General features: G+C 34.9%; 24 protein-coding genes. 3 read left to right on the top strand and 21 right to left on the bottom strand.

Annotation, left to right across the window (positions count from 1 at the left end; genetic code table 11):
- Entirely contained in the window at positions 1 to 480 is a 480-nt protein-coding gene (locus OQX64_RS16655) for a hypothetical protein (protein ID WP_265819620.1), read from the bottom strand.
- Between the two features lie 250 nt (positions 481 to 730).
- On the opposite strand from OQX64_RS16655, the gene OQX64_RS16650 reads away from it, so the two are divergent.
- Positions 731 to 1,429 (top strand): ComF family protein, encoded by a 699-nt coding sequence (locus OQX64_RS16650; RefSeq protein ID WP_265819619.1) that lies wholly within the window; start codon positions 731 to 733, stop codon positions 1,427 to 1,429.
- A gap of 352 nt (positions 1,430 to 1,781) precedes the next feature.
- Here OQX64_RS16650 and glyA read toward each other — a convergent pair whose 3' ends face one another.
- Entirely contained in the window at positions 1,782 to 3,053 is a 1,272-nt protein-coding gene (gene glyA, locus OQX64_RS16645; protein WP_088300998.1) for a serine hydroxymethyltransferase, read from the bottom strand.
- Between the two features lie 320 nt (positions 3,054 to 3,373).
- Complete coding sequence (locus OQX64_RS16640) at positions 3,374 to 4,108, bottom strand: segregation and condensation protein A (protein WP_088300999.1); 735 nt, start codon at positions 4,106 to 4,108, stop codon at positions 3,374 to 3,376.
- Positions 4,109 to 4,270: 162 nt separating this feature from the next.
- On the opposite strand from OQX64_RS16640, the gene dxs reads away from it, so the two are divergent.
- On the top strand, positions 4,271 to 6,199 hold the full coding sequence (dxs, locus tag OQX64_RS16635) for a 1-deoxy-D-xylulose-5-phosphate synthase (RefSeq protein WP_265819618.1): 1,929 nt from the start codon (positions 4,271 to 4,273) through the stop codon (positions 6,197 to 6,199).
- A gap of 139 nt (positions 6,200 to 6,338) precedes the next feature.
- Complete coding sequence (locus OQX64_RS16630; protein ID WP_265819617.1) at positions 6,339 to 7,271, top strand: GDP-L-fucose synthase family protein; 933 nt, start codon at positions 6,339 to 6,341, stop codon at positions 7,269 to 7,271.
- 124 nt (positions 7,272 to 7,395) lie between these two features.
- On the opposite strand, the gene OQX64_RS16625 is transcribed toward OQX64_RS16630, so the two are convergent.
- From OQX64_RS16625 to OQX64_RS16540, 18 genes are all read right to left on the bottom strand, one after another.
- The gene (locus OQX64_RS16625) at positions 7,396 to 8,787 is read right to left on the bottom strand and encodes an undecaprenyl-phosphate glucose phosphotransferase (RefSeq protein WP_088301001.1); all 1,392 of its coding nucleotides are present in this window, start codon (positions 8,785 to 8,787) and stop codon (positions 7,396 to 7,398) included.
- 248 nt (positions 8,788 to 9,035) lie between these two features.
- The gene (locus OQX64_RS16620) at positions 9,036 to 10,127 is read right to left on the bottom strand and encodes a mannose-1-phosphate guanylyltransferase (protein WP_265819616.1); all 1,092 of its coding nucleotides are present in this window, start codon (positions 10,125 to 10,127) and stop codon (positions 9,036 to 9,038) included.
- Complete coding sequence (locus tag OQX64_RS16615) at positions 10,120 to 10,947, bottom strand: glycosyltransferase (protein ID WP_265819615.1); 828 nt, start codon at positions 10,945 to 10,947, stop codon at positions 10,120 to 10,122. The genes OQX64_RS16620 and OQX64_RS16615 overlap by 8 nt, the downstream gene beginning before the upstream one ends.
- Positions 10,947 to 12,047, bottom strand: a complete 1,101-nt coding sequence (locus OQX64_RS16610) for a glycosyltransferase (RefSeq protein WP_265819614.1) — start codon at positions 12,045 to 12,047, stop codon at positions 10,947 to 10,949. Before OQX64_RS16610 ends, OQX64_RS16615 begins: the two co-directional genes overlap by 1 nt.
- 7 nt (positions 12,048 to 12,054) lie before the next feature.
- Positions 12,055 to 12,831 carry a glycosyltransferase family 2 protein gene (locus OQX64_RS16605; RefSeq protein WP_265819613.1) on the bottom strand — a complete coding sequence of 259 codons (777 nt, stop codon included), beginning with the start codon at positions 12,829 to 12,831 and terminating at the stop codon, positions 12,055 to 12,057.
- The gene (locus OQX64_RS16600; RefSeq protein WP_265819612.1) at positions 12,832 to 14,037 is read right to left on the bottom strand and encodes a hypothetical protein; all 1,206 of its coding nucleotides are present in this window, start codon (positions 14,035 to 14,037) and stop codon (positions 12,832 to 12,834) included. It lies immediately after the preceding gene.
- Positions 14,038 to 14,324: 287 nt separating this feature from the next.
- Entirely contained in the window at positions 14,325 to 15,602 is a 1,278-nt protein-coding gene (locus tag OQX64_RS16595) for a glycosyltransferase family 4 protein (RefSeq protein WP_265819611.1), read from the bottom strand.
- Positions 15,599 to 16,507, bottom strand: a complete 909-nt coding sequence (locus OQX64_RS16590) for an NAD-dependent epimerase/dehydratase family protein (RefSeq protein WP_265819610.1) — start codon at positions 16,505 to 16,507, stop codon at positions 15,599 to 15,601. The genes OQX64_RS16595 and OQX64_RS16590 overlap by 4 nt, the downstream gene beginning before the upstream one ends.
- A gap of 1 nt (position 16,508) precedes the next feature.
- Positions 16,509 to 17,477 carry a Gfo/Idh/MocA family protein gene (locus tag OQX64_RS16585; protein ID WP_265819609.1) on the bottom strand — a complete coding sequence of 323 codons (969 nt, stop codon included), beginning with the start codon at positions 17,475 to 17,477 and terminating at the stop codon, positions 16,509 to 16,511.
- Positions 17,477 to 18,166: an NDP-hexose 2,3-dehydratase family protein gene (locus OQX64_RS16580; RefSeq protein ID WP_265819608.1), complete on the bottom strand. Its 690-nt coding sequence runs from the start codon at positions 18,164 to 18,166 to the stop codon at positions 17,477 to 17,479. Before OQX64_RS16580 ends, OQX64_RS16585 begins: the two co-directional genes overlap by 1 nt.
- A 6-nt stretch (positions 18,167 to 18,172) precedes the next feature.
- The gene (locus OQX64_RS16575; RefSeq protein ID WP_265819607.1) at positions 18,173 to 18,925 is read right to left on the bottom strand and encodes an NDP-hexose 2,3-dehydratase family protein; all 753 of its coding nucleotides are present in this window, start codon (positions 18,923 to 18,925) and stop codon (positions 18,173 to 18,175) included.
- A gap of 50 nt (positions 18,926 to 18,975) precedes the next feature.
- Positions 18,976 to 20,115: a glycosyltransferase gene (locus OQX64_RS16570; RefSeq protein ID WP_265819606.1), complete on the bottom strand. Its 1,140-nt coding sequence runs from the start codon at positions 20,113 to 20,115 to the stop codon at positions 18,976 to 18,978.
- Positions 20,094 to 20,987 (bottom strand): NAD-dependent epimerase/dehydratase family protein, encoded by an 894-nt coding sequence (locus tag OQX64_RS16565; RefSeq protein WP_265819605.1) that lies wholly within the window; start codon positions 20,985 to 20,987, stop codon positions 20,094 to 20,096. The genes OQX64_RS16570 and OQX64_RS16565 overlap by 22 nt, the downstream gene beginning before the upstream one ends.
- The gene (locus tag OQX64_RS16560; RefSeq protein WP_265819604.1) at positions 20,984 to 21,610 is read right to left on the bottom strand and encodes an acyltransferase; all 627 of its coding nucleotides are present in this window, start codon (positions 21,608 to 21,610) and stop codon (positions 20,984 to 20,986) included. The genes OQX64_RS16565 and OQX64_RS16560 overlap by 4 nt, the downstream gene beginning before the upstream one ends.
- A 92-nt stretch (positions 21,611 to 21,702) precedes the next feature.
- Positions 21,703 to 22,542, bottom strand: coding sequence for a glycosyltransferase family 2 protein (locus tag OQX64_RS16555; RefSeq protein WP_265819603.1), 840 nt, complete (start codon positions 22,540 to 22,542; stop codon positions 21,703 to 21,705).
- On the bottom strand, positions 22,535 to 23,185 hold the full coding sequence (locus tag OQX64_RS16550) for a NeuD/PglB/VioB family sugar acetyltransferase (RefSeq protein WP_265819602.1): 651 nt from the start codon (positions 23,183 to 23,185) through the stop codon (positions 22,535 to 22,537). Before OQX64_RS16550 ends, OQX64_RS16555 begins: the two co-directional genes overlap by 8 nt.
- Before the next feature lie 3 nt (positions 23,186 to 23,188).
- A complete protein-coding gene (locus tag OQX64_RS16545) occupies positions 23,189 to 24,271 on the bottom strand; it encodes a DegT/DnrJ/EryC1/StrS family aminotransferase (protein ID WP_265819601.1) in 1,083 nt (360 codons plus the stop codon).
- 2 nt (positions 24,272 to 24,273) lie between these two features.
- Positions 24,274 to 25,713 (bottom strand): lipopolysaccharide biosynthesis protein, encoded by a 1,440-nt coding sequence (locus OQX64_RS16540; protein ID WP_265819600.1) that lies wholly within the window; start codon positions 25,711 to 25,713, stop codon positions 24,274 to 24,276.
- Between the last annotated feature and the right edge of the window lie 137 nt (positions 25,714 to 25,850).

The following is a 25,850-nucleotide window of genomic DNA, read 5'->3' as shown; positions in this document are numbered from 1 at the left end:
TCAGACTTCAGTTCGCTTAAGTCGTATTCGTCTTAGCTTGTTTTTCGTCTGTTTCAATCTCGTTTTATAATCATCGTGACATCCGCCACCTGATTCTTTTTTCCCTTCCCTTTCGGTTGGGAGTGCAAAGGTAGAAATCTTTTCTGAACTTCCAAATAAAATAATTTTATTTTTTCGTCCTTCTTTTCTTTCCAACCCTTCAATCCGCCAGTCCTTAAAACCAGCTCCCCGTTCCTTCCGAACCGGGCTGCAAAGGTAATGATCTTTTCTACTTCCGCAAATTTTATTTGAAATAATTTCTGCTCCCTTTATCCCCCTACACTCATCATCAACACGCTTTTCAACCCTAACCCTTTCCTCCGAAGCGGGATGCAAAGGTAGCAAAAAATCATACCCAAGCAAACCCATCCCAACCCTTTTTCTCCCTAAAAACATAACCCACTGTAAATCATCCATAAAAAATTCAAATAAATAAAACATTTTTAAATCAGCAGTGTTTGCAAAGGCGGCTTTCAGAAAAAAAGACCGGATCAAGTTATGTTAAACCATAGAGGCATAGAGAACATAGAGACGGTAAAGGTGATTATTAAAGGAAAAATAAAACTGATATCCTATTAATAAGAGCAAAATATAATAAAGGATACTGTAATCAATAATGGCTCATAAGGCTTATCATTAAATAACACAGCCCCCCATACAACTTATCGCTATAAATTTATAAATTAGGGATATGCAAATGATCTCACGCTGGGGAAGAGACTTAATCAGCCTGCTGTTCCCAAATCTTTGTAATGCCTGCGGCACAAGTTTGTTTCATAATGAGAAACTGATTTGCACCAAATGCCTGTATGACCTTCCCTTTACCGATTATCATGTATACCAGGAAAACAGGGTAATGAAACAATTGTGGGGGAGAGTGCCCATACACGCAGCCATGGCTTTGTTATATTTCAGAAAAGGCGCAAAAGTACAACGGCTGATTCACAACTTAAAGTACAATAAAAAAACTGATGTCGGTATATTACTGGGCAATATGATCGGAGAAAGACTTAATTTAAGTTCGTCTTATGCAGATATTGACTATATCGTTCCTGTTCCGCTGCATCAGCGTAAATTAAGATCCAGAGGCTATAACCAGAGCCATTTCATTGCAGCAGGGATCGCACAAGCCATGAACATTCCGCTGAATGAACAGATTTTAGTCCGCGTTGTTTCTTCAGAAAGTCAGACCAGGAAAAACCGCTTCAGCAGGTATGAAAATATGAAAGCTGTTTTTAAAGTTGCTGAGCAGGAACCCATAAGGGGTAAACATATCTTACTGGTAGACGATGTGATCACGACCGGGGCTACTTTAGAATCCTGTGCAAATGCTTTAATTCATAAGGGCGCACTAAAGATCAGTATTGCGGCGATAGCTTTTGCTGAATAAGAATAATTTAATTATCAATATATACGAGTGATTAAAGTTAAGTACATCTTAATCAGATAATTACACAAAACATTAATACCTGATTAAAAGTATATGAATAGGTTAAACCGTAAAAAGATAAACTTTTTTAATTTTTTCAAAACCATTCAGCCTGTAATTGCGTTTATATATTTGAGAGCGTTAATTTAGATGGTAAGGGTCGATACTTCTTTTAGGATATCGGCCCTTTACTTTTTAGCTAATTTTCAGAAGACCATTGCCAAGCATAATCAGGTTATCCAAATCCTTTAAATAAAAAGCGCTTTACAAGTGAATGCAAAGCGCTTTTAGTTTTAAAATCTTTATTCTTATCCTATTTATATAGCGGGAATGCACTCACCAATTTAATCACTTCTTCTTTTACCGCATTTAAATTAGACGCATCTTCCGGGTTAGTTAAAACCTGATCGATTAAATCTACTATTTTTTCCATTTCAGCTTCTTTTAACCCACGGGTAGTGATCGCAGCTGTACCTACGCGAATACCTGAAGTGACAAACGGAGATTTATCATCGAATGGAACCATGTTTTTATTAACCGTGATTTCCGCTTTCTCTAAAGCGTTTTCGGCAACTTTACCTGTGATATTTTTATTTCTAAGATCGATTAACATCAGGTGGTTATCGGTACCTCCAGAAATAATTCCATAACCTTTAGCCACAAAAGCTTTGGCCATGGCCTGCGCATTGGCTGCTACCTGTTTAATATAAGCCCCGTACTCATCAGTCAAAGCCTCACCAAATGCAATGGCCTTTGCTGCGATGATGTGCTCTAAAGGCCCACCTTGTGTACCTGGGAAAACGGCCATGTCCAGCAAATTGCTCATCATGCGGGTTTCGCCCTTTGGTGTTTTTAATCCCCATGGGTTTTCGAAATCCTTACCCATCATAATCATTCCACCACGAGGGCCACGTAATGTTTTGTGGGTAGTTGTGGTTACAATATGACAATGCGGCAATGGGTTTGCCAATAAACCTTTAGCAATTAAGCCAGCAGGATGAGAAATATCTGCCAACACCAGGGCCCCAATTTGATCAGCAACCGAACGGATGAAAGCATAATCCCATTCACGAGAATAAGCAGAAGCGCCACAAATAATCAATTTCGGCTTTTCAGCTAAGGCCACTTCCTCTAATTTTTTATAATCGATTAACCCGGTCTCTTTTTCTACACCATAAAATAATGGCTGATAAAGTTTACCAGAGAAATTCACAGGCGAACCATGGGTTAAATGTCCTCCATGAGACAGATCGAAACCTAAAATTTTATCACCTGCCTGCAAAACAGCCAGCATTACTGCTGCATTGGCCTGTGCACCTGAGTGTGGCTGAACGTTAACCCATGCTGCACCAAACAATTCTTTTGCCCTATCAATCGCAATTTGCTCCACTACATCAACCACCTGGCAACCGCCATAATAGCGTTTCCCCGGCAGGCCTTCCGCATATTTATTGGTGAGTACTGAACCAGCAGCTTCCATTACCTGCTTGCTCACAAAGTTTTCTGATGCAATAAGTTCTAAACCATGTTCCTGGCGGTTTAATTCCTTATCAATAAGTTCAAAGATTTTGGTGTCGCGTGTCATCCTGTATAGGTTTCTGTTTTTTTGGCAAAAGTAAGAAATTAATCCTTAACGCAGAGATGAATATGAGATAATTACGGGATAAATGTTTAACTGAAAAAACAGTAAAATAAACAGCATACCCATGCAGCATGCCAGCACGTAGTACTAATGCCGGTAGACATAAAAAGTTAACCACCGAGAAAATAGAGGCAGGTACCAGGAAAAACAGGGTTTTGATTAAAATCTTGTCGTCATCAGTAAAACAAAGCATAACGATCCTTAAAAACACATGCCAGATGTGTCTTGCTATGTGATTTCTAAATCCTATTGCCTCTTTCCTTTTACCTGATGCTAAAATTATTAAAACCACTTCCTATCGTAATCTCAACGAGTTGTTGCTGCAGCATTTCCAGAATAGCCAGGAAATTATAAACAAAATGAACTTTATTTTCTGAATGCTTTAACACCAGGGCAAAATCGATTTGCTCATTGATGTTTAATAAATTGGCCATAAAATGTTTCTGCTGTTCAATGGTATAGGGATACTGTACCACTGTATGTTTAACCTCTTCACTACGGAGCTCATATTTTTGCATCTGCCGCTGATATACGGTTAGCAATTTATACAGATCGAGTGATAACAATTCATCCTGATGGGCAGCATTTTCTGCCGCAAGTTGCAGGTCATACTCAATATTTCCCCTGCGTTCCTGTTTCATCCGTGCATCTTCCAAAAGCTTCATTTCTTCCGCAGCAGATTTAAATTGCTTATAGGCAATCAATCGCGCAATCAGATCTTCTTCAGGATTCATTTCCGCTCCCGATTCATTCAAATCCATCCTGGGCAACAACATCCTGGATTTAATGCGCATCAGGGTGGCTGCTACCAGAATAAACTCACTGGCCACTTCTACATTTACGGCAAGCAGCTGATGGATATAAGCCAGAAAGTCGTTGGTGATCTTTGCAATCTCAACATCCTGGATGTTCAATTCATCGCGTTCGATAAAGAATAATAACAGATCGAAGGGTCCTTCGAATACCGGAAGTTTTATTTCAAAAATCTCAGATTGCATTTGTAAAAACAAACATAATGATTTTTATATGAAAGCTTTAGCCCTGTATTTCATGTTTCTGAAAATAAGCTGATCTGGCTTTCAGTGCATTGATTGATTTTTTACATGAATATTAGAACAAAAATACCTTACTTTGTATCTTGTTTTTACTAAAAAAATTGAATGCAAGTTAAAGCTGGCCCCCTATTATCTAAAATTAACTATCCTGCTGATTTAAAGCAGTATGGTGAGTCTGACTTAGAACAAATCAGCCAGGAATTACGTCAGTATATTATTGACGTGGTAAGTGTAAATGGCGGGCACTTTGGTTCCAGCTTAGGTGTTGTTGAATTAACAGTAGCCCTGCACTATGCCTTAAATACCCCTTATGACAAGCTGGTATGGGATGTTGGACACCAGGCTTACGGACATAAAATCCTGACCGGCCGCCGGGAGTTGTTTCATACCAACAGAATTTACAAAGGCATTAGCGGCTTCCCGAAAATTACCGAAAGTGAATATGATACTTTTGGTGTTGGCCACTCTTCTACCTCTATTTCTGCCGCTTTAGGCATGGCTGTGGCTTCACAGCTAAAAGGGGAAACCGACCGGCAGCATGTTGCGGTGATTGGTGATGGCGCCATGACGGCCGGCTTGGCCTTTGAAGGTTTAAACCATGCCGGAATTGAAAACAGCAATGTACTGGTGATTTTAAACGACAACTGTATGTCTATTGATCCCAACGTTGGCGCATTAAAAGAGTATTTAACCAGCATCACCATTTCTAAATCTTATAACCGTTTTCGCGACGACATTTCAAATGTGCTCGCCGGCCTATCCAAGCTTGGTCCCAATGCACATAAATACGTAAAGAAAATTGAAAAAAGCATCAAAGGAACATTGCTGAAACAAAGCAATCTGTTTGAAGCTTTAAACTTCCGGTACTTTGGTCCGGTTGACGGGCATGATGTTACGCGTTTAGCACAAACCATCAAAGATTTATCGGCCATTCCGGGCCCTAAGTTATTGCATTGCATTACCGTAAAAGGTAAGGGCTTTGCCCTGGCTGAAAAAGACCAGACCATCTGGCATGCGCCAGGCCTGTTTGATAAAATTACCGGCGAAATTAAAAAAAGCGTACCAGATAAACCACAGCCTCCAAAATACCAGGATGTATTTGGCCATACCATGGTTGAACTGGCCGGGGCGAATGATAAAATTGTGGGCATTACACCAGCTATGCCATCCGGCTCTTCCTTAAACATCATGATGAAGGCCATGCCCAAAAGGGCTTTTGATGTGGGCATTGCCGAACAGCATGCCGTCACTTTCTCTGCAGGTTTAGCTACCCAGGGATTGGTTCCTTTCTGTAATATCTATTCCAGCTTTATGCAAAGGGCCTATGACCAGGTGATTCATGATGTGGCCATTCAGAAACTGAATGTGGTCTTTTGCCTGGACCGGGCGGGCTTAGCCGGGGCAGATGGTGCCACACATCATGGTGCTTATGATATCGCTTACATGCGTTGCATCCCCAACCTGGTGATTTCATCCCCGATGAATGAAGAAGAATTGCGCAACCTGATGTTTACTGCCCAGCAGGAAAACATGGGGCCATTTGTAATCCGTTATCCGCGTGGCAATGGCGTCATGCCCGATTGGAAACGCCCGTTCAAAGCTTTGGAAATTGGTAAAGGCCGTAAAATATGTGATGGTGAAGAAGTAGCTTTACTGACCATCGGGCATGTAGGTAATTTTGCCGTTGAAGCACGTTCAGAATTAAACAGCGAAGGCATTTATCCTGCGCATTACGATTTACGCTTTGTAAAACCCCTGGATGCGCAAATGCTGCACGAGGTTTTCTCTAAATACAAATACATCATCACCGTGGAAGACGGTTCATTACCGGGTGGAGCAGGTGCGGCCATTTTAGAATTTATGGCAGACCATCAATATACCGCTACTGTCATTCGACTGGGCATCCCGGATCAGTTTATTGACCATGGCGAACAACCTGAATTATGGGCAGAATGTGGTTATGATAAAGAGGCCATTATTCAGGCCGTAAGAAAGGTTGCTGTAAAAAGAACCACGAATACGATGGCGGGATAACACTTTAAAGAAAGTTATATCTAATATAGTTATAGATGTACTTAATGATTAATAGATTAAATCTAGATCTCAAAGTAATTTAATACATAGATTTACACTTTTGAAATTAATTATTTTTTTACGTATGAAATATTAAACATTGGAAAAAACAGATAAGATATATATAGCAGGACACCGAGGAATGGTTGGTTCTGCAATATACAGAAAGTTAAAACATGAGGGATATAGTAACCTTTTATTTAAAGCATCATCGGAACTTGATTTAAGAGATCAAAAAGCAGTTACCGATTTTTTTGATGCTGAAATGCCTGACTACGTTTTTTTAGCTGCAGCCAAGGTAGGTGGTATTGTCGCAAATAACACTTACAGAGCAGATTTTTTATATGAAAATTTAGCAATTCAAAACAACATTATTCATAACTCATATTCCCACAATGTTAAGAAATTAATGTTTTTAGGTTCTAGTTGCATTTATCCAAAAATGGCTGCACAGCCTCTAAAAGAAGAATATCTTCTTACAGGCACCCTAGAGCCAACGAACGAACCCTATGCAATAGCAAAAATCGCCGGAATTAAAATGTGTGATGCCTACCGCGAGCAATATGGATGTAATTTTATTTCTGTAATGCCAACGAACCTATATGGCTATAACGACAACTATCATCCGGAAAACTCTCATGTTTTACCCGCATTAATTAGAAAAATTCATGAAGCAAAAGTAAATAATGAGAGTTCTGTTACTGTTTGGGGATCTGGTTCACCGAAGCGTGAATTCTTATTTGCTGACGATTTAGCAGATGCTTGTTTTTTTCTTATGCAAACATATAATGAACCGAACTTAATAAATATAGGAACAGGAGAAGATTTAAGCATAAAGGAATTAGCTATTTTAATAAAACAAAAGCTAGATTTTCAGGGAGAGATTAAATTTGATACATCAAAGCCGGACGGCACGCCGCGAAAGTTGATGGATGTATCTAAACTTCATCATCTAGGCTGGAGACATAAGGTAGACTTATCAGAAGGGATAGTATTAGCCTATAAAGATTTTGAAAATAAAATTTTTGTTTAGCTCATAAGCCATCCATTTATATTGATAAATAAGCTCATTCTTTATTTGAATGAGCTTATTTATTAGGTAATTGAAAGTCTAAATTGTATTTGAATTGTTAATAGTATCTAAGATAATAATGTGACTAGAAAGCGTTTTCTTCTCCCTTCACCATGTTAATCACGGTCATGAAAATGATCCTGACATCCAGTGCGGCCGTCCAGTGTTCCAGGTACCAGATATCGTGCTCTACCCTTTTAACCATTTTATAATCCTCTTTGGTTTCGCCACGGTAACCATTGACCTGCGCCCATCCTGTGATTCCGGGTTTTAGAAAGTGACGCACCATAAACTGGTCTACAATACCTTTGTACTGTTCCGTATGGCTTAACATGTGCGGGCGTGGACCAACCACACTCATATGCCCCATAAAGACGTTAAAAAACTGTGGCAACTCATCCAGGCTGGATTTCCTTAAGAACTTACCAATGGGCGTGATGCGGTCATCATTTTTACTGGCCTGTTTTTTATCACTGTCTGCATTCATGCGCATGCTCCGGAATTTAAAGCAATAAAAAGGCTCATCATCCCGGCCACTTCTCAGTTGCTTAAACAATACCGGTCCTTTACTTTGTAATTTAATCAACAGTGCAATAATGGGATATAACCAGCTCAGCACAAACAAAATCACCAGCCCACTGAAAACCACATCAATCAGTCGCTTTTTGAAACGGTTGTGAATTTTTTCTAAAGGTTCTGAACGAAGCGAAATCACCGGGAATTCATTTCCCAGGTAACTCACCGTATAAGGCGACAATAAGGCCCCGCTGATATCCGGAATAAACTTTAAGCGCACACACTGGCGTTCTGCTTCCTGGGTCAGGATCAGCATATCGCTCATCCGCTCCGGTGCTATGGTGACATAAATATCTTTGATCCCCTTTTCAATTGCCAGCTCAAACTGCTTGCCTACCGCATCACTTAACCGGCCATCCCGTTCCAGGTAATGCTCCGGTACATCCGGAATAAAACCATGAAATTCAATGTATTTCTGTTTTTCAAAATAAGAAGCCAGTTGTTCCCCGGTGGCATTGTTTCCCATAATGGCTACTGACTTTACCCCCCTGAGGTGATTAAATAATAGGAACTGAAAAGAAGTACCGATAAAACGATTAACCAGGAACAAAATACCTAAGGCACCATAGAATACCACGAGAAATGACCTGGAAAAATCATTCTGTTTAGAAAAAAATAAATAAACGGAGAACAGGATTGCGTGCAGGAACACGCTTCTCCAGGTCCCCCTGTAAATGCGTTCAATACGCCTGGAACCATATTCGGTATACAAACCAAAAGAAGTGGTGGAAACAATCCAAAGCAAGCTGCATACCACTACGTAATGCCACTGCAATTCAGAATCAACAACTTTGCCTAAATAACTGGTAAACTGATAAGAGAAGAAGTAAACGGCCAGTACCATCAGAAGGTCGGTGACTGGTAAGATGTATTTCAGGATGTAAAGGTAACGTGTTTGCATAAAAATTTGTGCGTTAACAATAAAGTGCTACAAATGTTTTTACCCATAGCAAAAATAATGCCCTAATATAAATTCAATGTTAAGTTTTAACTTAAAACCCGTTCACGAATATTTTTAGTTCACAGCAAAGTTACAATTTTTTACCTGGAATCACATGTAAAGTAGGATTGACCGATCATTTAGTCGAGCTATCTGCCTGCTATGTAGAAAAAGAGCCTATCTTTATGATAAGCTCTCCTGTAAAAAGATTATGAATATTGATCGCCAAACCTGGAAACCATTTCTTTAGAGACCCCTTTGATTTCCTGTTCTGCCGATTTGGGATAGATCAGCAATACCTGTTCATCATCCACCACAATAAAATTGTCAAGCCCCCTGATCACTGCAGCTTTCCCCTTAGGTAAGTTGATCATGCAGTCATGTGTATCATGCAAATGAAGGTGTTCCGAATTACAAACATTGTGGTGTTCGTCTTGTTGGGCAATGGCATGCAAAGACGCCCAGGTGCCTAAATCAGACCAGCCAATATCTGCCGGAATGGTATAAATGTTATCCGCTTTTTCCAAAATGGCATAGTCAATGGATATATCCGGACTGCCCGGGTATTGATCCAGGATAAACTGCTCCTCCGCCGGCGTATTGTAAAAGGCATTTCCTGATTTAAATAAGGCATCAATCTCAACGGCATATTTTTCAAATGCTTTCTGTAGGTTAGCCGCTTTCCAGATAAAGATCCCTGCATTCCATAGGTAATTCCCACTGTTCACATATTCCTGTGCTTTTTCCAATACGGGTTTTTCCTTAAAAGCAGCCACTTTTTTTATCTCCTTCTCTACGCCTTCATCCTCCACATACTCAATATACCCATATCCTGTATCCGGCCTGGTCGGACTGATTCCCAGGGTTAGCAGGGCATCATTGTCGGCCGTAAAATCCAATGCCAGATTAATCTTCTCGATAAAGATGTCTTCCTTCAAAATCAAATGATCAGAAGGGGCCACAACAATATTGGCATCTGGATTCTTTTGTAAAATTTTATAGGTGGCATAAGCAATACAGGGTGCCGTATTGTTGCGGCTGGGTTCTAATAAAATGTTATCAGTTAATACCGCTGGCAATTGCGCCTTCACCAAATCTGCGTAACCTGCATTCGTTAAGATCAGGATATTCTCCTTTGGGCAAATCTTTAGAAACCGTTGATAGGTTAATTGAAGAAGCGATTCCCCGGTCCCCAGGATATCAATAAACTGTTTTGGAAAATGGTTACGGCTTTTTGGCCAGAAACGGGAGCCAACGCCGCCCGCCATAATAAGTAGATAATTATTGAAATTTCTAATCATTTTTTAATTTTTTCTCTAAGGACTTATTGATTTTTGACCGCGCTTCATCATTAAACCATCCCCATTTATTAAAATAATATAATGCACTTTGAATATGATACTTCAGAAGCTTACCAGATTTATAAGACCCTTGTTCTAAAGCATGGGTAATTTCAATATCTGGATAGTAAATCGTATCATATTTAGTATGTATTCTTCTCGTTAAATCAATATCCTCAAGATACATAAAAAAGTTCTCATCAAATCCCCCTACTTCCTTCAACGCCTTATTCCTTAAAAACATAAAGCTGCCTGGCAAATTTGGAATATTGTGAATTTTCTTATAATCTAATTTTTCTAACGTATAGTTATTTAAGGATTTTCTAAAAAAGGGCTTAATAAAGCCTGGCATAAATCTCCTTGCGATAAGATCAAAAGGCGTAGGTAACATTCTACACATATGTTGTGGTCGTCCATCTGGATATAATATCTTTGGGCTTAACATTCCTACTTTGGAATTATTTTCCATATAACGAAATGCTTGTTCAATAATTTCTGGCTTAAAGGATATATCAGGGTTTAATACTAAATGATAGGGAGAACCTTTTCCTGATAATGATATCGCTACATTATGTGCAGCTCCATAACCTATATTTTTACCAAGAAAAATGTATTCAACATTCTCTACATTGCCCAAATATTTTAAATCATCGTTTTTCGAATTATCAATAAGATATAATTTCAAATGCAACGTTTTTGATGTAAAACAAGAAATAACATGCTCAATTTCATCCGCATTACTATTAAAGAGTACGATAGATGCAGTAATATTTAATTCCATTAGTTTTTAGAAGATTCAATTAGAAATTTTACCAAATCATTCCAATTTAAAAAGAAAGGTGCTTCAGGTTGAACAACTTTATTTTCATCAAATGACAAATTATTATCAATAAGCAATTCCATATAATTTGCTAATTCTAGCGGATCATCTGGATTATAGAACTTTACTTTATTGTAATCACCTATAGTTTCTTTTGCGTAAGGTAAATTAGAAGCTATTATAGGCTTATTATATGGTTTAAATTCAGATAAAGGTAGACCCCAAGTTTCTAACTTTGAAGGAAAGACTAAGCAATCTGCCTTTCTATACAAATTAAAAACCTCTTCTCTTTTTTGAAGGCCAATAAATTTAACAAAGGGATATTTAGAATATTTCTCAAAAAGTTTTTGACTATACTTATTTTCTTTTCCACTAATAGTAATGACTATGACAAAGTTATTTTTCCTTTTATTTAATTCTACCGCTGATGCTAGTAAAGTTTCGAAATTTTTAAACACCCTTGGGAAGGACGGGTAAAAAAACATAAAAGAATCTTTGATTACCATTTCCTTGTCATACACATCAATAACATTATTAGTTGGATGAGCAACTATAGACTCCACATTGTAACGCCTTTTAAATTCTTTGCGCAACCAATTTTGCTGAATTATTACAAACTTATTTTTCCTTATATTTATCGCATATAGATATTTGTAAAGTTTAGTAAATAAAGAGAATGTAAAATCTAAACCAATATCCTTTATCGGCAGTTTGTAGAAAGGAGATGGATTATGACAGTAAACAACCTGATAGGCACACTTAACATTAGGAGTAATATCATGCAATGAAATCCACAAATCTGGATTAAATTTTTTAGATATATTCATGCTCTCTATATATTCAAATCGTAATCTTTTTAACCAACTCGACTTAATATGAGGATATTCATAAATTTCAAAATCATTCAAGTATTCTGGTACTAATTGCTTAGAATTAACAAGAACAATTATTCTCATTTCATTTCTAATATATATACTTTTAAGTGCTTTCAACAGATCTTGCAAAATACTCAAAATGCCGCCCTCTGTCAGATTTACGCCTGATATAATTATTGTTTGCATTGATTTATTATTGGCGTATTTTAGGGTAAACTCCTACTTTATTTAGCTTTAGGCGTAATTTTCCTTTGATATAAGCTGAAAAATATTGATAGAATGCCTTTGTTTTACTCATCCCTACTTTATCAATTTTGAAATTTCTTTCTTCAACTAGACTTTTCAAAGAAGTGCTTACACCTCCTTGAAGCATCTTAACAGTATGTAAATTTACAAACCCAGCATTTAATTTATTCTTCGGCCTTAAGAGTAATTCATAATCGCCAACTATTTTATATTTTTCGTCAAATATTCCATATTTTTCAAAAAGTCTCTTAGAGTGCAATGATCCAACATGCGCTATATTCATGAAATCCGAAAATTTAGGCCACTCCCACTCTGATCCTTTCTGAAAGAGAATGTTTCCGTCATCATCTACAACATCTACTATTGACGATAAAAATTCTAGATTTTTATCACTATTCTTATTTATATAGTTTACATAATTTTCGACGCCATCATGGTAATATTCATCACCAGCACCTAGAAAACAAACCCATTCCCCGTTAGCTCGATTTATTCCTTTATTCCAAGCGTTATAAATCCCACTATCAGGCTCGGATTTAAAATAAGAAACTACATCCTTATATTTATCTACTATTTCAAAAATTTCATCATTTGATCCGCCATCGATTATAATATATTCAATATTTTTATATGTTTGCCCTTCTACACTTTTTATTGTCTTTTCAATTAGTGGGCCAGCTTGATAAGTAGCCGTCACTATGGATATTAACGGATTGATATTCATTTATGTATTTGATATGATATTTTTATTCCAAAAAGATTTTTTTACTACAATTTTTGAACCGAAGATTAGAATCATAGAAGATAGAATCATAAAAGCATATGCCTCTCCATTCATCATAATAAAAACAAATATAGTTGACATTAATATCCCTAATTTATTAAATATCAATCGATATAGAAGAAAATAGCAAAATAGATAGATAAGTCCTAGTTGATATGCAATTTCAGCCAAAGAAGATGTTACAAAGATAGCACTTGACTCAACTTTCTTTCCAGCTCCAAAGAATGGATGTGTCAAAGCAATATTAAAAGCTTCAGCTGTTGAATTTTTTCGATCTTGGTATGAAACATTAGTATCAGTAGAATCCAAAAACTTTCCAACTACTTGATCATACAAAAGTTGCCCTACATCTATATTTGTAGTCGCGTTAATGTAAACTGCTAATGATGATAATATCAGTACAACAGAAAAAAATAGAGCAAGCAATTTAAACCTAAAACCATTACTCTTAACCGTAATAAAGCTAACGGCTAATAAAATCAATCCTAAGGCAAAACCGGTAGTTGAGACCGTAAATAGTAAACTAAGAAATAGTACTGGCATCTTTTTGTAATCTTTATTTTTAAATACGATCCAGTATAATGCAAAAGCTTGATTTATTGCCCAGGCTCCTGGCTCCCAAAATATACTTTGAGCTCTCGTACCGCCAGATACTCTAAATGTGTATATTATAAAATTATAATACCCATATTCATCAGATACAAAATTTGTATATCTAATTGGAATACGATTTAAGAGCATCGGCAATGCTAAAAATAATGGCCCTAGTATTAGAGTTACTATTGCGAGTTTATAAATAATTCCTGAATATTTATCTAATATTGAAGCAATTGTATCCAAGTTCAGGAACCCTAGTAATAAATACAATATAGCAGTATATACCACACTAAAATAATTGATGTCTTTACCGAAATTTACCAGAAGAGATAATAACGGAAAAAGGGCCATAAATACTATAATAAAGTTAGGATTGCTTAATCGTCTCTTATATTTTATTCGCATGCCCATATAGCACAAGAGAGATGTGATAAGTAATAGAATCATTGGCGTCTTATACTCCATAAAAAGCCAAGATCCATTACAGTAAACCATTAATGCGGCAATCACGTATTCAAACCATTTGAATATATCTTTTTTCTTACTCACTGTTAATATTATTTACCGCAACGCTCAGTTGCTTATTTTTTAAAATCTTTCTATACTTAGGCAGGTATGACTTGGGGCTAACTTAATATTATAGAACTTAAATGATAATCCTGAAAGAAACCTACGATAACATTATTATATACCATTTAGGTAGTAATTATAAAAGTTGCTATAACTATTTAATAATCGGTAATGTGAAATTCATTTATACTATTCCTAGCATCAGATTTTTAAATATTAGAATAGTGACTAATTATTATTTTAACAAATCAATTGTAAAACTATATTCATATTTTAATTTTATCAACATCTGGTAAGCCTTTATTATTCTCGCTTAATATTCGTTTATAAAAGCTAGTTAAATTATTTGCGTAATTGTCCCACGTATATTTTGTTCCAATTAATTCAATTGCATTTTTGGCAATTAATTCTCTAAGACTATCATTGTTAATTAATTTTTCAATCCCATTTACTAAAGAATCGGTATCATTATTTTTAATCACAATCCCAGTTTTTTCGTTTTCTATAGGTATACCACAGGTTGCTGTAGTTATCACAGGAATACCAGCACCCATTGCCTCCATGGCAGCTCGTGCAGAACCCTCAACAAATGTAGGGAACACAAATATATCTCTATTACTTAAGAACTTTACCAAATCATCGTAGACTAAAGTTCCATGGAATTTAATATTATTTAATTTGTATCCTTCTATCAACTCATTTACCTCATCAGTTTCACCTATAATATCTAAAATAATGTTAGCACCTCTATCCTGAAAAATTTTCATTGCTTCGATTAAGATTCTTGCACCTTTTCTAAATCCAAAAGCTCCAATGAAAAGTAATCGTACAGGATCGATAACTGGTAGTTGCCAATTTGTTTTTATCCCAATAAAGTCTGCTCTAACCCCAAGATAAATTACCTCTATTTTAAATGGCGAATAGCCATTTTCAAGAAAAGTTGATTTCACGAAGTCTGAATTTACAACAACATAGTCGGCATCCTCACAATCTTTTATGACTAAACTCCAAAACTTAGTTTCGGGATCTAAGTCATATGGCTTATCAAACTTGGCATACTCTTCAATTAATAATTTCTTCATTGAAATAGGATGTGCAATACTGTGATCTGCAATCGTAATCATGCCATTTTCGTTTGCCTTTTTCAAGGCCCCTCCTTGTCCGCCACCACTTCTTACATGAAAAATCTGAGCATCATTGATATATTTCTTTGAATAACTTCCCCAATATGTCCATCCTTTAGCTAAGGCAGTATCTAAAGATAGTATTCCAATTTTTTGCAAAATAATTAAAATCCAATACCAGACTTCTGGAAGTACGCAAATTATAATATCGTCATCACCTAAACCTTCTGGCTGCCTCAATCTTAATTTTTTATACAAATCTGCCTTACCGACTAGACGACCAATTAAGTTTACAGTTTTAGGATATTTTCTTGGAATCCAACCAGAAATATAAGTAACATCCACATTTGTTTTTTTGAGAAACGCTGCTGTTTGATGTAAAAGGAGTTTTCCTTGTCCTTGAGAAAGAATTACTTTCATTTTTTAAATTGTTTTATCCAAGCTTTAAAAGAATGTTTGTAATTATACCCTAATAACTTTTCAAGCTTGCTTCCATCGAAAATTGTATCTCCAGACTCAATTTTATCATCCACAATAGGAAATGCCGTGAAATCGACTTGAACATCATATATATTTGAGATTGCTCCAGCAACTTCAAGTAATGATAAGCTATCTGGACTTCCAATGTTATAGGTTTCTCCGCTGGACCCCTCATTGAACGCACCTTTGATTAAAAGTTCTGTTAAGTCATCAATATGGGTAAAAGTTCGCTTTAAACTGCCATCTCCATAAAGAGTTATATTTTCCCCCTTAACAGCTTTGTTAAAGAAATGACTTAAAGTACCATAGGATAGTTCATTACCAAGCATATTACCATAAGGCACACATATTCTAAATATTGTATAATCAATATCAAACAGGTTCTTATAAATAGCCAAGTAATTTTCACAGGAATATTTGTTAATAGCATATAAGGTTTTAAATTCCTTTTCTGCATTCTCTTCTAAAGGCTGATTTTTATTACCTTTATATACCAACCTTGTAGATGGAAAGATTATCTTAGGCTTTTTTAGCTCTTGTTTCAGAATATCAAGAACTGACAGTAAACCAAGTTCATTAATCTTAATAAAATCTTCATAACGCTCAACACTTTTAATTGTCCCTGTCAATCCAGAAAAAAAGAACAAATAATCCACTGACACAAGTATGTGCCTAATCTCATCACTCAAAGGATTCGACAAATCAAGTTGCCTGTAATTTTTACAAATATCTTCATCCGGATGAATATCAAATAAAAATAGTTCATGACTTTCATCCTGTATTAACTTATATGTTAAATGTTTTCCGATGTAACCATTAGCACCAAGTATTGCTATCTTAATCATATTAAATAACGGATTTATACATTTCAGATATCACCCGCATTCGCGCTAAGATATCTTCTCTTTCATTCTTACCTGAAGTATCGATTCTATTAATTTTATTATAAAAACCGTCCAACATTAGATGGAACTGGTTAACAGGTTCAATACTCACAATTTTATTTTCACTTCCACCCTTTTTTATAATAATTTCAGCGATGCTATTTGCAGGTTTCGTAAAAGCCCTATCAATAGTAAGTGTTCCTTCACTTCCCCAAATTTCTATAATATTTTTATAGGAAAATCCGAACCCATAAGTTAAATTTGCCGACTTATTGTTCCAATCAATCCGTACTACTCCTCTTTCGTCAATTTCAAGATCTTCATCAATCACCAAATGATAGCTTATTTTTTTATATTCCCTACCGAAAAGAGACAATGCAGAACTTAATGGGTAGATTAAATTATCCAGGATGGCTCCTCCACCAATATTTTTTTGGTTTCGAATATCTGATAACGGGAGTTTAGGAAACCCAAAAGCACTATCTAAAAGCCGAACTTCACCAATTACGTTTTGAGATAATAAATCTTTAATCGCTAAGAAATAAGGGTGGTAAACATAGGCCAATCCTTCCATAGCAATTAGATCAGTAGATTTAGCGTATTCTATTATTTCTTCAGCTTGTTCAATTGTTGAAGTAAAAGGTTTTTCTAAAAGGAGATTCTTTCCAGCTCTTAAAACTTTTAAGCCCCATTCAAAATGTAAGCCAGTAGGTACTGATACATAAACTGCGTCAACCTCCGTGGAATTTAAAACATCTTCATAATTACCAAAATCGCACTCATATTTTAATGCAAATTGTTGACCCTTCTCTATCGACCTAGATCCAACCATAACTAAATTAAACTTGCTATTCCCTTTTATTGTGGGAAGCACAGTTTTATCAGCTATGGCTGAACAACCAATAATTGCAATATTTATAATTCTATCCATTAAACTGGGGTAATACAAGCTAGTAAACTTCTAGCTTCGATATTAAAGTAATTATTAAATTTTATAAAAGCCTTAGCTTGACTAACTGTCATCCAAACAAAGTTAGGATGGATATCAATAAGTTCATTTTCATCTACTTCCAAAATGATATTTTGGTTTTGCTCCTGATAAAAACGACCTCCTTCTTCTGATTGTAAGGTGTCAAAATGTATTATACCCTTCTTTTTCAGGAAATAGTCTAAATAGGTGACTGTAAATTCTGGATTGCTGTAACTACCAGTAATACATTGAACTGTTGGTGCCATTTCAAGTACATCAAAATTTCCAGCTTCAAGTTTTGCTTGCACTAATAAATGATATATTCCATTTATTTTTTTTATGATAAAACCGGTGATACCTTCTTCTCTTTGTCTGATAATTGGTTGGTACCATTCAGACATTTCTCTATTGCCAACCCGACATTTAACGCCCAAGACTTCAAAATATTTCCCGGAATCATGGGATATTGATATATTATCAAAGTTCCATTCTTTCAGGTCATTTATATTGCAGTCGCGAACCTCTAAAGAAGCGTACATTTTTAAGTTAGTAAACCAGCTGATAATTGACTCGAATGTATGTAAGCCACTATCTTTTCCCAAGATAGATTTCAGCATTTGATTCTTAAACTCGCTATTATAAATTTCCATAGTCTATTATACGATTTGAATACATGATAAAACTGTTCTTGTATCCATATTGATTAAGTTGGGATAACTAAGAAGATATTTCAATTGATTCAATGTCAACCAACAAAAGTTATCAGGAACTTCCAGGTTAGTACTGGCTGGCATCTCGATAATCATATTACGATTTCTTTTTCTTAAAAATCTTGCACCTTGTTCCGATTGTAATTGATCCACAATTATCTTTCGTCCTTCCACTTCATCTTTAAAATACTCCAAAAATTTAGGAACATTTCCACCATGAACCTGCATAAAATTACTTTTTGTAGCTTGTAATGTTGGTGATAATTGAATTTTATTTACATTACCCGGCTCTATTTTCCCTTGCATTAAAAAACAAAGAACATCTCCTCGCTTTTGGCACAAAATACCTAGAAAGCCAACTTCAGGCTGATTAATAATAGGCTGATCCCACTCCTTAACCACATTCTGATTCGCAGACTTAACCCGAATTCCTTGGATACTAAAAAATTTCCCGCTTTCGTGCCTAACGTTGCCAAGCTCATCAACATTCCAGTTTTTCAATTCTGTTAATGGAACGAACTCAATGTCGAAGGTTACACTTTTGTTTAAATCATCCAACCAAGTAAAAAATTCTGCTGTACTTAACTCTGGATGTTCCTCTACCATTGAAGATAAAATGAGTTCGATACCAATCTCTGATAGCTCTGGGAAATTTTCCGCAATCTTTGTACGTGATAAAGCTATTTCGGTATTTTTCATTGTCGTCTAAAGTTATTGAACTAAAATATATCTTTCTTAAGCTAAGTCAATTATTCAAATATCCTAAGAAAATCCTTTGCCACCTGCTTTTGTTTTTCACCATAATCATATGGGGTTATTTTGGGATTTACATCCAAAGTCTTCATCATTTTTTGAGCTAAGTCTTTATCGTCTTTCGGGTCAAAGAAGTCACAATTAAAATTTATTTGCTCTCTATGTAGGGGAATGTCGGAAACAAGAATATACTTGTTTACTGCCTTTGCGTCTTCTACAACAGTACTCCAGCCTTCAAATAAAGACGGTTGAATTATTGCAATAGCATTTGACATTAACTGCAATTGCTCATTCCTCTCGATAAAACCTAAAGATAAAATATATTTACCAAGCTCATTTTCTTTAATAAAGTTTTTCAGCGATTCGAAATATTCAGGGTTTCTGTAATCAGATTCCTTACCTGTGAATACTAATTGGAAATCATACTCCGTACCTTTAAAAAATTTTAAAGCATTTAGTACAACTTTATGATTTTTATGTAACCAAAACTGATTTGAAACAATAAAGTAAGGTTTAGCTATATTAAACTTGCCAAGTAATTCGTTAATGTTAATTTCCTTATAAGTTTTATCTATAAAACTAGCAAAGTTTAATACATACTTCTGATTACTATTATTTGGGTAGGAAGAATCGAAGTCCTGTAGGGCCGTTTTACTACTAAATACTATAGGTGATTGATCTTTAACGAAGCTTTTGTGTACAGCCTTTCTAGATCTTATTTCAGAATTCGAGAAAAATTCAGGTAAAAAATATTCTTGTAAATCTGCAATCCAGTACCTTCCTTTTGCTATGTTTTTATTAGAAACATTGTAAGCAAGTGGATAAACGTTTTCGCCTATTCCTTTAGGAAGAGTAATTTTGAAAATCATCCTTCCATCTAGATGATAAAAGAATTTATTCACTAATCTTTCGAAAAAAGATAATCTTAAGTCAATAACCATAAATGAAATATAAGGATAACTAATTTCATTAATCGGACTAATTGAAGACTTCTTGCTATGCAAAATAAGCAATAAGGGTTTTAAATCGTCATCTAACGTATTTAGAGCTTTTATAATATTTAAAATATAGTAAGTTCCTCCAATCCAATTATCATTATAAGAATAGATTAGAGTTATTTGTTTTCTTTCAGCCATTTAACAGTATTTATAAGACCTTGTTCAATTGTTGTTTTTGGTAAAAAGCCAAAGCTACACAATACGCTTATGTCTGCTTTCCAATTAAGCGGATCTCCTGGTTTTACAATGTTGTTGAAGCTAACTATAATATTTTCATCAATCTCTTTACAAAAGATTTTAGCAGCCTTTTCTATTGTGATTTCTATGCCCGAAGCAACATTAATCGCTTCACCATTAAATAATCCTCTATCAATAACACAATGAATAGCTTCAACCAGGTCTCCTATGTATATAAAATCACGTGTTTCCTTTCCTGTACCAAAAAGCTCTACTGCGGAAGATCTAATTGTTTTTTGGTAGGTATCCCAGAACAATTGCTTTCTTAAATGTTCTCCGTAAACAGAAAATAGTCGCAAGTTTATTGTTTTTATATTATATAAATAATAATACTCTTTACATATTTGTTCGGCATATAACTTATGCCAACCATAAGGAGATAATGGCTTCAGTTCAATAGTTTCTTTTATCGGTAGTGTACCAGGATTGCCATATACGGCTGCTGAAGACATATTGATAAATCGGCATTCTGGATTATGAACTTTTATAGCATCCAAAATTTTAATTGTATTAGTAACATTCAATTCAAAATCGAACACAGGCTTCGTTAAAGAAATTGGAACACTACCATTGCCACTAGCATTGATACAGATATCAAATTGATGCTTTTCAAATATAACTTCAAAATTTGTGTTTTGAAGCTCCAGTTTGAAGTAGTTATATGACAAATTGCTGCTCACGACATCTGCCCCCCAGACATCATGTATAGGCGAAAGATAATTTGCCAAATGTCCACCGATAAAACCCTTGGAACCTATAATTAATATTTTCATTTTTTTCTTAACTCTTGTGGTATATCTTTCAACTTCCTTGCCGGATTCCCTCCCACTATTGTCCATGGTTCTACATCCTTTGTCACTATGCTACCTGCACCAACTATGGCTCCTTCTCCAATGGTAACTCCTTTCAATATAATACAGTTCATACCAATCCAAGCATCACTACAAATTCTAATTGGCTTTGAGTTAACGACATTCCAATTTTTATTTTCAATAAAATTTCTTCCTGCACGATAATCATGTAATTGAGTAGCTATGTCTTTACGTCTTTCTTTATAGTCTAAAGAATGAGAATCATGATCATAAAAATACCCCCCCCATGCAACGAAGATATTGTCTTCAAAAACTACGTTAGATCGACAAATTATAGTAGTATTCCCAATATAAGAATTATTACCGACCTGGACGTTCCCCTGTTCTGTTTCGAAAATAATTTCACAGTTTAAAATTGATCCTTGACCAATTGTAACATACTTTTTATTAGCAATAGGGTTTGTTATTCTCAATTTAAAATTTTCTAGCAAATGAGAAGAGCCTATTTCAATAAAACTCATCACAGATTTAAGATGAGCTTTATATTTTAATTGTTTAAAATAGCTCAATATTTTATCAAACATAATTTCGACTAAATGATTCTTTTATCCCGCCGCTAATAGCAATATATATTATCATATCTTTATTGTCATACCAAATAAGTATAAAACTGCAGCTATAACTTAAGTATACTCTTTACAAACCTTTTGATAGGTATAGTTAAATAATGAAGTGTCGTGAACTTTCTTTTACTTCGTTGTAATAATTTTTTTTGCTTTAAAGAAAAACTTTCACTTGCGATCATGCAATTATAAGTATCAACTACATACTGTAAATTTTTTTTATGGTCCTGTAGCATCCATGTACTGCCTTGATGAAGCCGATGTACAGCTAGTACCTTAGGCAAGAAATAAAAATTACCATTTCTAGCATTTAATAGATGCAGGGACCAGTCGCCCATGCGCTGCTTCTTAAACCATGAAGGTAATGTATCAAAGTCAAAATTTCTAAAAAGCACTGAGCATGTAGCCATTACGTTTGCATCTGTAAGATCTTTAAAAGAGATTTCTCTTGCTTTAGGAAAATCGTTCATTAAAAAAGATGCTAACTCTGAGGAATCTTCATAACGTTCTTCAGTGTTATGAAAGCAACCAACATATTTCAAATTCTCATCCAAAAAGTTAACTTGCATAGTTAACTTATTCATATCAATCCAAAAATCATCTCCTTCACATAAGGCTACATATTCCCCTTTAGCCATCTTTAGGGCATGTATAAAATTTGGTAATACGCCAACATTATTTGGTTGGGAATAATACCGGATCATGTGTCCTTTAGGGCTATTATTTATGAAATTTTTGATTATTTCATCTGTAGCGTCTGGCGAGCAATCATTTGAAATTATTAATTCAATTTCAAAATTAATATTTTGGTTAAGCACCCCGTTAATCGCATCTAATATATAGCGCTCGTGGCCATATGTTATCATTACGACAGAAACCTTCAATTTATTCATTTTCTATTTCTAATGGACTTAAATCTCTAATAATTTTAGCTGGAATACCAGCTACTACTTTGTTATCAGGCACATCTTTAGTTACAACTGCACCAGCACCTATAATAGAATTTTTTCCAACTTTAATATTTGGTAAGACTATTGCACCAGAACCAATTTGAGAAAAAGCTCCAACCTGAACCTTACCAAGCAACACAGCCCCAGGTGATATTTCGACGAATTTTCCAATTATACAATCATGAGTAATTATTGCACCATAATAGATTATACATCCATGACCAATCTTAACTGAACTAGATATTGTACAATTTGCTAAAATATTTGAACCAATTCCAATTTCAATGTCAAAGCTTCCTATTTTTGCTAGTGAACTTATTGTTGATGAAAATTGGCCGCCTATGGAATCAAATTTTTCAAACATTTTAAATCTTAGTAAAGGATTGCCAATTCCAATTGTAAATTCATAACCATAAGTTTCAAAGTAGGATTTAGCAGCCTCGATTGTTTTTAGTGTACTAAATCTATTTCTAGGAAAAACAGAATCGTCATCAGAAACATCATCATAAAAAGAAATGTTAACGTTTCTCCCTATAATATCTTCTAAAATCTCCTTTGCAAAACCACCAGCACCTATTATTAACATAATCTAATTGTTCTGCACTCTTAAGATAAGACGGCAAATGAGATCGACTTCCTCTAGTGATAAATCATAATATAATGGAAGGCATAAAACTCGCTTGGATATTGAATCTGTAATAGCCAACTCCTTTGGTTCTAAATAAGGCAATGTTTTTGCTAAAGATGGATAGAAATATCTTCTACCAAATATTTCATTGAGGCTTAGATTGTTCATGCATCTCAACATTAACTCCTCATTATCAAACACTAATGGATAGTATGAATAATTTAGTGTTCCATTGCTATGCCACGTTGGTGCTGTAGCTTTCAGATTTTTCAACCCATTATTATATCTTTCTGTCAAAAGCCTACGCTTTTCATGAATTGCATCAATATGGTTAAGATTAGCTAACCCCATTGCGGCATGAAATTCAGAATTTTTACCATTAATCCCTAGTCCTGAAAAAGCCTCAGGTCCATTAAAACCAAAGTTTCTTATGTAAGCTAATTTTTTTATCAAATTAGCATCTGTAGCACAAATTAAGCCTCCCTCAATCGAATGATAAAGCTTTGTAGCATGCAGACTACATGTTGTAATATCGCCATAATCAAATATTGATTTGCCATTCACCTTTACACCAAAAGCATGAGCGCCATCATAAATAACTTTCAAATTATGCTTTTTCGCAAGTTTCTCAATTGCCAGAACATCACATGGATTCCCATATACATGAGTTGCCAATATGGCTGATGTCTTAGGCGTTATGGCTTCCTCTATTTTATTTGGATCAATATTTAATGAATTTATATCAATATCAACAAATATGGGCGTGCAATTTTCCCACACAATACTACTTGTAGTTGCTACAAAAGAAAATGGTGTAGTAATAATCTCCCCCTTTAGATCTAGAGCTTTAATTGCCATCTGCAGAGCAATAGTTCCATTTGTTACATATAGCAAGTGTTTTACATTTAAAAAATCCTTCAAATGCATTTCAAGTTCACTTGAAAGAGGCCCCATATTTGTTAACCATTGCCGCTTCCATATCCCATCTAGGTATTTAAGATACTCTTCCTGAGGCGGTAAAAATGGTTTTGTTACTGGAATCATAGTTATTTTTTAATTAATTTCATCGTATCTGATATCACTTTTAATTTAAATAAAAATGCAATACCCAGAAATGATAACATACAGATAGAACCAACAATAATAAGTTGGGGATAATCAGTTAGCAAATATTTGCTAAGAAAATACTTTTTAAATTGCCAAACGCTTAAGGAAACCACAACAGCTATAATAAATATAGGTAGAATATCTTTTAATTGATCTTTCAAACTATAATTAATAAGACGTCCACTATAAAATGTATTGATGAAAAATGATATGACAGAAAAAAGAATTTGAAAGTATATGAGCCCATAAATCCCAAAAGGAATAACACTTGCAATACCTATAATAGTTACTATCTTCTTATATATTTCCAGTTTTAAAAACAGATCAGAACGGCCTTTGACAAGTAAGATATTTAGATTATATAAGTGCAATGGGTAAAGCATACCGTATACGCATAATATTTGGAAAAATGGCACTGCGGGAGCCCATTTACTAGTAAAAAGTATATTAAATAGTGGTGCACCTACAGCTTGCAAAGTAACCATAATCATAGTAACCCAAAAAAGAACCTGTATCATAATGAGTCTATAAACTTCTTTTAATTTTTGGTCATCATCTTGGATTGATGCAAATAAAGGAAAAGTTACTTTATTTAATGCAGCAGAGATACTTTGAACCGGTAACATTTGAAGACTAAATGCTCTAGTATAAAAGCCCAAACTAACTACCGAATATATACGTCCAATCACAATATTATAGATATTTTCGAAAGAAATATCTAATACACCAGATAAGGTGAGTTTATACCCAAAATTAAAATGATACTTGAATCGTTCTATGTCAAAAATCATCTTTGGCTTCCAGTCACTATATATCCAATGTAGAGCAGCGAAAACGAAAGCATTAGTTAAATTCATCCATACCAAACTCCAAACACCAAAGCCATTCATAGCCATATAAACTCCGACAATTCCTCCTATGATTACTGAAGGGATTTGCATCAACATTTGTAATTTAAATTTCATTTCCTTTGTCAACTTAGTGGTTTGTACTCCAACAAAAGCTACAATAATAAATGAGAATGAGTATGCACGAATTAAATTTGTAAGTAGTGGCTGTCTATAAAAATCCGATATCAAGGGTGCAACAAAATACAATATTATATATATAAGTATCGCACCTATTAAATTGATGTAGAAAACCGTTGAATAGTCTCTCTCATCAAGTTGTTTACTTCTTATCAGTGAATTTGTTAGCCCTGCATCAACTAGAACATTCCCAATGCCTATCAACAAAGCCATCATCCCCATCAAACCAAAATCAGAAGGCTGCAACAATCGGGCTAGTATTACAGATGTAATAAAAGTAACTATCTGATTACCCATCTGTTGCCCTACTGTCCACAATAAATTTGTGATTGTGTTCTTTTTAGAATGCATTATACTGATTGTAACGCTCTAATAATAGGTTTTTCCATAATGCAGTAATAATAACATGTTACAGCAGATCTTTGACATCGACAAGAACTTACAAATAATGTACAGTGATCTTTCAAATATTTAATTTATAATAGAAA

The sequence above is a fragment of the Pedobacter sp. GR22-10 genome, assembly GCF_026239715.1.
GTDB lineage: Bacteria > Bacteroidota > Bacteroidia > Sphingobacteriales > Sphingobacteriaceae > Pedobacter.
Note: the sequence above shows the minus strand (reverse complement) of the source record. Positions and strands in the feature narration are given on the sequence as shown.

Bases quoted from the DNA above. Each gene is read 5' to 3' on its own strand.
- OQX64_RS16655 (WP_265819620.1), bottom strand. From the start codon at position 480: ATGTTTTATTTATTTGAATTTTTTATGGATGATTTACAGTGGGTTATG.
- OQX64_RS16650 (WP_265819619.1), top strand. From the start codon at position 731: ATGCAAATGATCTCACGCTGGGGAAGAGACTTAATCAGCCTGCTGTTC.
- glyA (WP_088300998.1), bottom strand. From the start codon at position 3,053: ATGACACGCGACACCAAAATCTTTGAACTTATTGATAAGGAATTAAAC.
- OQX64_RS16640 (WP_088300999.1), bottom strand. From the start codon at position 4,108: ATGCAATCTGAGATTTTTGAAATAAAACTTCCGGTATTCGAAGGACCC.
- dxs (WP_265819618.1), top strand. From the start codon at position 4,271: ATGCAAGTTAAAGCTGGCCCCCTATTATCTAAAATTAACTATCCTGCT.
- OQX64_RS16625 (WP_088301001.1), bottom strand. From the start codon at position 8,787: ATGCAAACACGTTACCTTTACATCCTGAAATACATCTTACCAGTCACC.
- OQX64_RS16620 (WP_265819616.1), bottom strand. From the start codon at position 10,127: ATGATTAGAAATTTCAATAATTATCTACTTATTATGGCGGGCGGCGTT.
- OQX64_RS16615 (WP_265819615.1), bottom strand. From the start codon at position 10,947: ATGGAATTAAATATTACTGCATCTATCGTACTCTTTAATAGTAATGCG.
- OQX64_RS16610 (WP_265819614.1), bottom strand. From the start codon at position 12,047: ATGCAAACAATAATTATATCAGGCGTAAATCTGACAGAGGGCGGCATT.
- OQX64_RS16605 (WP_265819613.1), bottom strand. From the start codon at position 12,831: ATGAATATCAATCCGTTAATATCCATAGTGACGGCTACTTATCAAGCT.
- OQX64_RS16595 (WP_265819611.1), bottom strand. From the start codon at position 15,602: ATGAAAGTAATTCTTTCTCAAGGACAAGGAAAACTCCTTTTACATCAA.
- OQX64_RS16590 (WP_265819610.1), bottom strand. From the start codon at position 16,507: ATGATTAAGATAGCAATACTTGGTGCTAATGGTTACATCGGAAAACAT.
- OQX64_RS16585 (WP_265819609.1), bottom strand. From the start codon at position 17,477: ATGGATAGAATTATAAATATTGCAATTATTGGTTGTTCAGCCATAGCT.
- OQX64_RS16580 (WP_265819608.1), bottom strand. From the start codon at position 18,166: ATGGAAATTTATAATAGCGAGTTTAAGAATCAAATGCTGAAATCTATC.
- OQX64_RS16575 (WP_265819607.1), bottom strand. From the start codon at position 18,925: ATGAAAAATACCGAAATAGCTTTATCACGTACAAAGATTGCGGAAAAT.
- OQX64_RS16570 (WP_265819606.1), bottom strand. From the start codon at position 20,115: ATGGCTGAAAGAAAACAAATAACTCTAATCTATTCTTATAATGATAAT.
- OQX64_RS16565 (WP_265819605.1), bottom strand. From the start codon at position 20,987: ATGAAAATATTAATTATAGGTTCCAAGGGTTTTATCGGTGGACATTTG.
- OQX64_RS16560 (WP_265819604.1), bottom strand. From the start codon at position 21,610: ATGTTTGATAAAATATTGAGCTATTTTAAACAATTAAAATATAAAGCT.
- OQX64_RS16555 (WP_265819603.1), bottom strand. From the start codon at position 22,542: ATGAATAAATTGAAGGTTTCTGTCGTAATGATAACATATGGCCACGAG.
- OQX64_RS16550 (WP_265819602.1), bottom strand. From the start codon at position 23,185: ATGTTAATAATAGGTGCTGGTGGTTTTGCAAAGGAGATTTTAGAAGAT.
- OQX64_RS16545 (WP_265819601.1), bottom strand. From the start codon at position 24,271: ATGATTCCAGTAACAAAACCATTTTTACCGCCTCAGGAAGAGTATCTT.
- OQX64_RS16540 (WP_265819600.1), bottom strand. From the start codon at position 25,713: ATGCATTCTAAAAAGAACACAATCACAAATTTATTGTGGACAGTAGGG.